Annotated in this window: 2 protein-coding genes; both read left to right on the top strand. The window is 76.3% G+C overall.

The window, feature by feature from the left end:
- On the top strand, positions 1–859 hold an 859-nt coding region (locus tag ACFU99_RS21565), incomplete at its 5' end, for a phosphopantetheine-binding protein (RefSeq protein WP_384394362.1).
- Positions 860–962: 103 nt separating this feature from the next.
- On the top strand, positions 963–9243 hold an 8281-nt coding region (locus ACFU99_RS21560; protein ID WP_384394361.1), incomplete at its 3' end, for a type I polyketide synthase.

The following is a 9243-nucleotide window of genomic DNA, read 5'->3' as shown; positions in this document are numbered from 1 at the left end:
CGCCCTCGCCGCCGAGCGCCGCGCGCAAGGGCTGCCCGGCGTGTCCATCGGCTGGGGCCTGTGGGAACAGCGCAGCGCGCTGACGGCCGGGCTGAACTCCGCCGGACTCCAGCGCATGGCGGGCGGCGGCGCGGGCGCGCTCACCACGGCCGAGGGACTGGCCCTGTTCGACGTCGCCCTCGGCTCGGCGCATCCCTACCTCCTGGCCGCCAGGATCGACCCCGCCGCCCTGCGCGGAGCGCGACCGGTGCCCGCCGTGCTGCGCGGCCTGGTCCGTACCCCGCGCGCGGCGACGACGGCCGCCGCCCCGGCGGTCCGGCCCGCCGCAGCGTCCATGGCCGAGCGGCTCGCCGCGCTCTCCGAAGCCGAGGTGCACCGCGTCCTGCTCGACCTCGTACGCGGCAGCGCGGCCGCCGTGCTCGGCCACACCTCACCGGACCTGGTACGCCCCGCCCGCCCGTTCAAGGAGATCGGCTTCGACTCCCTCACCGGGGTCGAGCTCCGCAACCGGCTGGCGTCGTCCACGGGGCTGCGGCTCCCGGCCGCCCTGGTCTTCGACCACCCCACGCCGGAGGCGCTGGCCCGCCATCTGACCGAGCGGACGGCCGCCGAGCGCCCGTCCCCGGCGGCGGCCGTCCTCGCCGAGCTCGACCGCCTGGAGGCGCTGATGACCGGCCTGCCGCCGGACGAGACCGTACGGGACGAACTGGCGCAGCGGCTCCGCGAAACGCTGTCCCGGCTGGCGCCGGACGCCGAGACCGAGGCGGAACCGGTCGCCGAGGTGCTCGCCGACCGGATCGAGTCGGCGACGGACGACGAGATCTTCGCGTACATCGACCGGGAGCTGGGGGCCTCATGAACCCTGCGGGCATGCGTCAGCCCCATCCGTATCCCAGGACCCCTACTCCCCTTGCTTCCCCTGCTCCGAGAGACGACATCAACGACGAAAGCGGCGGTTCCCGGTGAGCGATCAGAGGCTCCGCGACTACCTCAACCGTGTGACGATCGACCTCCAGAACACGCGGCAGCGGCTCCAGGACGCCGAGTCCAGGGCCCACGAGCCGATCGCGGTCGTCTCGATGAGCTGCCGATTCCCCGGCGGCGTCCGCACCCCCGACGACCTGTGGGACCTCCTCGCCGCCGGGCGCGACACCGTGACCGGGCTCCCCGCCGACCGGGGCTGGCCGACCGCCGACCTCGCGGCAGGCGGCGTGCCCGCCCAGGGCGCGTTCCTGGACGGCGCCGCCGACTTCGACGCGGAGTTCTTCGGGATCTCGCCCCGCGAGGCCGTGGCCATGGACCCGCAGCAGCGGCTGCTGCTGACGACGGCCTGGGAAGCCGTCGAACAGGCCGGCATCGACCCGCACGCGCTGCGCGGCACCCGGACCGGGGTGTTCGCCGCCGCCATCGACCAGGGGTACGCGACTCTCGGCGCCGACGCGTCCGAAGCCGTCCAGGGCTTCCTGATGACCGGTAACTCGATGAGCGTCATGTCCGGGCGCGTCTCCTACGCGCTGGGCCTGGAAGGCCCGGCCGTCACGGTCGACACCGCCTGCTCGGCGTCGCTCGTCGCCCTGCACCTCGCCGCCCGCGCCCTGCGCGCCGGGGAGTGCTCCCTCGCGCTGGCCGGCGGCGTCAGCGTGATGTCGCTGCCCGCCGTGTTCGTGGAGTTCAACCGGCAGGGCGCCATGGCCCCCGACGGCCGGTGCAAGCCCTTCGCGGCCGCCGCCGACGGCACGGGCTGGGGCGAAGGCGTCGGGATGCTGATGCTGGAACGGCTGACGGACGCCCGCAGCAACGGCCATCCCGTCCTCGCCGTCCTCCGCGGCTCCGCCATGAACCAGGACGGCGCCAGCAACGGCCTCACCGCGCCCAACGGCCCCTCCCAGCAGCGCGTCATCCGGGCCGCGCTCGCCGACGCCCGGCTCACCGCCGCGGACGTCGACGCCGTCGAGGCGCACGGCACCGGCACCACCCTCGGCGACCCGATCGAAGTCGACGCGCTGCTGGCGACGTACGGTCAGGACCGGTCCGCGCAAAGGCCGTTGTGGCTCGGGTCGCTGAAGTCCAACATCGGGCACACCCAGGCCGCGGCGGGCGTCGCGAGCGTCATCAAGACGGTGCTCGCGCTGCGCCACGGCATGCTGCCCCGCACCCTGCACGTCGATGGGCCCACTCCGCACGCCGACTGGTCCGCGGGCGCGGTGGAACTGCTCACCGACGCCGTCCCGTGGCCCGAGACTGGCCGCCCGCGCCGCGCCGGGGTCTCCTCCTTCGGCATGAGCGGCACCAACGCCCACCTCGTACTCGAAGAGGCCCCTGCCCCCGACCCCGAGCAGGAGCCCGGCTCCGAGGCGCCCGCCGCGCCCCTGCCGACGACGCCGTGGGTCCTCTCCGGCCGCACCCCCGCGGCCCTCCGCGACCAGGCCGCGGCGCTCGCCGGCCACCTCGACGCCGCCGACGACCCGGAACCCGCCGACATCGGGCTCTCCCTCGCCACCACCCGCGCCGCCTTCGACCACCGCGCCGTGCTGCTCGGCGACGGCCTCCCCGCGCTCCGCGACGGGCTCGACGCCCTCGCCCGCCCCGACACCGCCGCCGCGCCCGGCCTCGTACTCGGCGGCGGCGCGACCGCCGAGGGACGGACAGCCCTGGTCTTCCCCGGCCAGGGCTCCCAGTGGCCGGGCATGGCCCGCGAACTCCTCGACTCCAACGAGGTGTTCCGCGACCGCGTCCACGCCTGCGCCGCCGCCCTCGCCCCGCACACCGACTGGCAGCTCCTCCCCGTCCTGCGCGAGGACCCCGGCGCGCCGTCCCTGGACCGCGTCGACGTGGTGCAGCCCGCGCTGTTCGCGGTGATGGTGTCGCTGGCCGCCCTCTGGGACTCCTGGGGCGTGCGGCCCGACGCCGTGGTCGGCCACAGCCAGGGCGAGATCGCCGCCGCCGTCGTCTGCGGCGCCCTCACCCTCGACGACGGCGCGAAAGTCGTCGCCCTGCGCAGCCGGGCCCTGCGCGCCCTCGCAGGACAAGGCGGCATGGCCTCCGTCTCCCTGCCCCAGGACCGGGCCCGCGCCGAGATCGAGACGTGGGGCGAGCGGCTGTCCGTTGCCGCAGTCAACGGCCCCGCCGCCGTCGTCGTCTCCGGAGAGGCCGGGGCGCTCGCCGAACTCCTCGCGCACTGCGAGGAGCGGGGCGTACGGGCCAGGGCCGTCCCCGTGGACTACGCCTCGCACTCGGCGCAGGTCGCGCGGATCGAGGACCGGCTGCTGACCGAGCTGGCCGACGTGCGTCCGCTGCCCGGCCGCGTCCCGCTGTTCTCCACCGTCACCGGCGACTGGCTGGACACCACCGCCATGGACGCCGGCTACTGGTACCGCAACCTGCGGCGGACCGTGCGCTTCGAGACCGCCGTCCGCGCCCTCGCCGGGCAGGGCTTCGACGTCTTCCTCGAATCGTCCCCGCACCCGGTGCTGACCATGGCGATCCAGGAGACCGTCGAAAGCACAGCGGGCGCGGCGGGCACGGCGGATGCGATGGGCGGCGCCGTGGTCGCCGGGACCCTACGGCGCGGCGAGGGCGGACCGCGGCGGGCGCTCGCCTCGGCCGCCGAACTGTGGGTCGCCGGCGTCGCCGTCGACTGGTCCGCCGTCTACGCCCGCACCGGCGCGCGCACGGTCGGCCTGCCCGGCTACCCCTTCCAGACGCGGCGCTACTGGCTCGAACCCGAGGACGGCGCCGCACCGCGCCGCGGCACGGGGACCGCCGACCCGGCCGACACCGACTTCTGGCGGATGGTCGAGGACGGCGACCTCGCCGCCACCGCCGACCGCCTCGCCGTCGACCCCGAACCCCTCGACCGGGTGCTGCCCGCCCGGCGCGCCTGGCGGCCGCGGCGGACCGACGCGGCCGCCATCGACTCCTGGCGCTACCGCACCGAATGGCAGCCCCTGCCCGAACCGCCCTCACCTGCGGTACGGACACCGGACGGCAGCTGGCTCGTGGTCCTCCCCGCGGACCACGACGAGGACGAACGCGTACGAGGCCCCCTCCAGGCCCTGGCCGGGCTCGGCGGCGGCCGGCTCGACGTTCTGCCCGTCGTGCTGACCGCCGACGACGTGCGGCGCGACGCGCTCGCCGCCAAGGTGACGGCGGCCCTCGCCGGTCGCGTCCCGGCGGGGGTGCTGTCGCTGCTCGCCGCCGACGGGCGGCCGCACCCCGAACACCCCGCCCTGCCCTGCGGCGCGGCCCTGACCGTCGCGCTCGTACAGGCCCTCGGCGACCTCCAGCTCACCGCGCCCCTGTGGTGCGCCACCCACGGCGCGGTCTCCACCGGCCCGCACGACCCCGTCACCGACCCGGACCAGGCTCTCGTCTGGGGCACCGGGCTGGTGGCCGCCCTGGAGGTCCCCGCGCGCTGGGGCGGCCTCATCGACCTGCCGCCCCGCCTCGACGAACGGGGGCAGGCCCGGCTCGGCGCCGCGCTCGCCGGAGCTACGGGCACGGGCACGGGATCCGGTACGGGCGCGGGTTCAGCCTCGGCCTCGGACGCGCCCGAGGACCAGCTCGCGCTGCGCGCCACCGGTCTCCTCGCCCGCCGTCTCGTCCGCGCCCCCAGGGCCGCGGGCGGGGGACGGCCCTGGCAGCCGCGCGGCACGGTGCTGCTGACCGGCGGCACGGGTGCGGTCGGCCCGCACCTCGCCCGCTGGCTGGCCCGCGGCGGCGCCGAACACGTCGTCCTGCCCGGACGTCGCGGCCCCAACGCGCCGGGCGCCATGGAACTCGCCGCCGAACTGGCCGAGTTCGGCACCCGAGTCTCCCTGCCCAGCTGCGACCTGACGGACCGTGGGGCCGTCGAGGCGATGCTGACCGCACTCGACGCCCAGGGCGACCCCGTCACCGCCGTCGTGCACGCCGCGGCCTTCATCGCGCTCGCCCCGCTGGAGTCCACGCCGCTGTCCGCCTTCGAGCAGATCGTCGCCGCCAAGGCCGCCGGCGCCGCCCACCTCGACGCACTCCTCGACCGGGAGCTGGACGCCTTCGTCCTCTTCTCCTCCATCGCCGGCGTCTGGGGCAGCGGCGACCACGGCGCGTACGCCGCGGGCAACGCCTACCTCGGCGCCCTCGCCCAGCACCGCCGCGCCCGCGGCCTGCGCGCCACCACCGTCGACTGGGGCGTCTGGCAGGCGGAGAACCCCTGGCAGGAGCGGGCCGCCGGAGCCGACGCCGACCTGTTCAACCTGGAGGAGCACGGCCTGCCGCGGATCGACCCCGGCCGCGCCGTCGCCGCCCTCCAGCAGGTCCTGGACGACGACGAGAGTGTCATCGCCGTCGCCGACGTCGACTGGGAGCGGTTCACCGCCGTCTTCACCTCCGCCCGCCCCAGCCCGCTGCTCACCGGCGTCCCCGACGTCCGCCGCGCCCTGGCCGTGCAGCGGGAGGACGGGCCCGCCGAGGCCCCCGCCGCGCAGGCGCTGCGCGAGCGGCTCGCCGCCCTCGACGCGGCGGGCCGTGACCGGACGCTGCTGGAGCTGGTACGCACGCACGCCGCGGCCGTGCTCGGGCACGGCTCGGCCGACGACATCAGGCCGGGCAAGGCGTTCCAGGAACTGGGCTTCGCCTCGCTCACCGCCGTGGAACTGCGCAACCGCCTCACCGCCGCGACCGGCCTGCGGCTGCCCTCCTCCCTCATCTTCGACTACCCGTCAGCCGCCGTGCTGGCCCGCCACATCCGCACGGAACTCATGGGCGGGGAAAGCGGGGTGACGGAGGGTTCGCCAGGCCGGTCCGCCCCCGCCGTCGCGGCCGACGACGACCCCGTCGCCATCGTCTCCATGGCCTGCCGCTTCCCCGGCGGCATCGCGTCCCCCGAAGAGCTGTGGCGGCTCCTCGCCGAAGGCGGCGACGCCGTCTCCGAGTTCCCCGCCGACCGGGGCTGGCCGCTCGACGAGCTGTACGACCCCGACCCCGACCGGCCCGGCACCTCCACCACCCGGCACGGCGGATTCCTGCACGACGCCGCCGAGTTCGACGCCCCCTTCTTCGGGATCTCCCCGCGCGAGGCCCTCGCCATGGACCCGCAGCAGCGGCTCCTCCTGGAGACCACCTGGGAGGCGTTCGAACGCGCCGGGCTCGACCCGACAGCGCTGCGCGGCAGCCGCACCGGCGTGTTCACCGGCGTCAACTACGCCGACTACGCGAACGTCGTCGCGCGGTCCGCGGAAGGCGAAGGGCACCTCCTGACCGGCAGCGCGCCCAGCGTCGTCTCCGGCCGCGTCGCCTACACCCTCGGCCTCGAAGGCCCGGCGGTCACCGTCGACACCGCCTGCTCCTCCTCCCTCGTCGCCCTCCACCTCGCGGGCCAGGCCCTGCGCGCCGGGGACTGCTCCCTCGCGCTCGTCGGCGGCGTCGCGGTGATGGCCACCCCCGGCGCCATCGTCACCTTCTCCCGCCAGCGCGGACTCGCCGCCGACGGGCGGTGCAAGGCGTTCTCGGACGCCGCCGACGGCATGGGCATGGGCGAGGGCGCGGGCGTGCTGCTGCTGGAACGGCTCTCCGACGCGCGCCGGCACGGCCACCCGGTGCTGGCCGTCGTGCGGGGCAGCGCCATCAACCAGGACGGCGCGAGCAACGGCCTGTCCGCACCCAACGGCCCCTCCCAGCAGCGCGTCATCCGGGCCGCCCTCGCCAACGCGGGGCTCGCGCCCGGCGACGTGGACGTGGTCGAGGCGCACGGCACCGGCACCACCCTGGGCGACCCCATCGAGGCGCAGGCCCTGCTCGCGACATACGGTCAGGACCGGCCCGCCGACCGGCCGTTGCTCGTCGGGTCGCTGAAGTCCAACATCGGCCACACCCAGGCCGCCTCCGGCGTCGCCGGAGTCATCAAGACCGTCCTGGCCATGCGGCACGGCACGGTCCCGCCGACCCTGCACATCGACCGGCCCTCCACCCAGGTCGACTGGGAGCGCGGCGCCCTGAGCCTCGCCACCGAACCGCGCCCCTGGCCCGAGAGCGACCGCCCGGCCCGCGCCGGAGTGTCGTCCTTCGGCCTGAGCGGCACCAACGTGCACGCCATCCTGGAGCAGGCGCCCGAGCCGGACCCCGCCACCGCTGACCGCCCCGAGTCGGACCGCGTCGCCCTCGCCGCCTGGCCGCTGTCGGCCCGTACTCCCGAAGCGCTACGGGCACAGGCGCGGCGGCTGAGCCTGCACCTGGCCGAGCACCCTGCCGCGGCCCCCGCCGACGTCGGCCTCGCCCTCCACGGCCGCACCGCCTTCGAGCACCGCGCCGCGCTCGTCGGCGACCGCGAGGAACTGCTCCACGAACTGCGCGCGCTGACCGACGACGCGTCAGCGGCTGGCTATGCGGCCCAGGACGCCGACACCCGCGCCGTGTTCGTCTTCCCCGGCCAAGGCTCCCAATGGGCCGGCATGGGCGCCGAACTGCTCGCGACCCAGCCGGTGTTCGCGGACCTCGTCGCCGAGTGCGAGCAGGCGCTCGCGCCCTACGTGGACTGGTCGTTGAAGGCCGTACTGCGCGCCGAGGACGGCGCGCCCACCTTCGAGCGCGTCGACGTCGTCCAGCCCGTGCTGTTCGCGGTGATGGTGTCGCTGTCCGGCCTGTGGCGCTCGTACGGGGTGGAGCCGGGGGCCGTCGTCGGCCACTCCCAGGGCGAGATCGCGGCGGCCTGCGTCGCCGGGGCGCTGTCCCTCGACGACGCGGCGCGTGTCGTGGCGCTGCGGAGCAAGGCCTTGCGCGCCCTGTCGGACGGCGGCGGCATGGCCTCCGTCGCGCTCCCCGCCGACCAGGTGCGCGAATGGATCGCGCGCTGGGGCGGCCGGCTGTCGGTGGCGGCCGTCAACGGACCCGTCTCCACCGTGGTCTCCGGCGACGTCGCCGCGCTCGACGAGCTGATGGCCCAGGCCGCGAAGCGCGAGGTGCGCGCCCGCTACGTACCGGTCGACTACGCCTCCCACTCCGCGCACGTCGAGAGCATGGAGGCCGAACTCCTTGATCAGCTGGCCGGGCTGACGCCACGCCAGGCAGAGGTGCCCTTCTACTCCACCGTGACCGGGAAGCCGCTGGACGGGACCCGGCTGGACGCCGCGTACTGGTACCGCAACCTGCGCCGGACCGTCGAGTTCGAGAAGACCACGCGGGCCCTCCTCGGCGACGGGTTCCGGCTCTTCGTGGAACCCAGCGCGCACCCTGTCCTGACCTCCGCCGTCCAGGAGACCGCGGAGGCCGCCGGGCGCGACGCCCGCGCCATCGGCACTCTGCGCCGCGACGACGGCGGCCCCGCCCGTATGCTGCGCGCTCTCGGCGAGGCATGGGAGGGCGGCCTGCCGGTCGACTTCTCCGCCGCCTGCCCCGGGGCCCGCCGCGTCGACCTGCCCACCTACCCCTTCCAGCGCGAACGCTTCTGGCCGCAGCCGGGGGCCGGGGCCCGCCCGGACATCGCCGCCGCGGGCCTCGACAGCGCCGGCCACCCGCTGCTGGGCGCCGCCATCGAGGTCGCGGACTCCGGGGAACTGGTGCTCAGCGGCCGGCTGTCGCAGCGCACCCACCCCTGGCTCGCCGACCACCGCGTCTCCGACACCGTCCTGCTGCCCGGCGCGGCCTTCGTGGAGCTGGCCGTACGCGCCGCCGACGAGGCAGGGTGCCCCGTCGTCGAGGAACTCACCCTCCAGGCACCGCTGTTCCTGCCGCCCGACGCGGCCCTCAGGCTGCAACTGCGGGTCGGCGCCGTCGACGCCGACGGCCGCCGCGCCATCGACCTGTTCTCCCGCCGCGAGGACGCCGCCGCCGACTGGACCCCGCACGTCACCGGAATCCTCGGCCCCGGCGGCGCAGGCCCCGGCGGCGCAGGCCCCCTCGGCGCGGACACCGAACCGCCCGCCGCTGACGCGGCCTGGCCCCCGCCCGGAGCCGAGCCGATCGCCGTGGATGACCTCTACGCACGCTTCGGCGCTGCCGGATACGGCTACGGGCCCGCCTTCCAGGGGCTCCGAGCCGCCTGGCGGCGCGGCCGCGAGGTCTTCACCGAGGTCCGGCTCCCCGAGGACCAGCAGGCGCACGCCGCCTCGTACGGGCTCCACCCCGCCCTGCTCGACGCGGCCCTGCAAGGGCTCTGGCTCGGCTCGCGCGACGGCGCCGACCCGCGGGGCGCGGCGGGCGCCGCGGGCCTGCCCTTCTCCTGGGGCGGCGTCCGGCTGCACGCCGGAGGGGCCACCACACTGCGCG

This window comes from Streptomyces sp. NPDC057654, assembly GCF_042800135.1.
Lineage (GTDB): Bacteria > Actinomycetota > Actinomycetes > Streptomycetales > Streptomycetaceae > Streptomyces.
The sequence above is the reverse complement of the archived record's forward strand: the minus strand, read 5'-3'. Positions and strand labels throughout refer to the sequence as shown.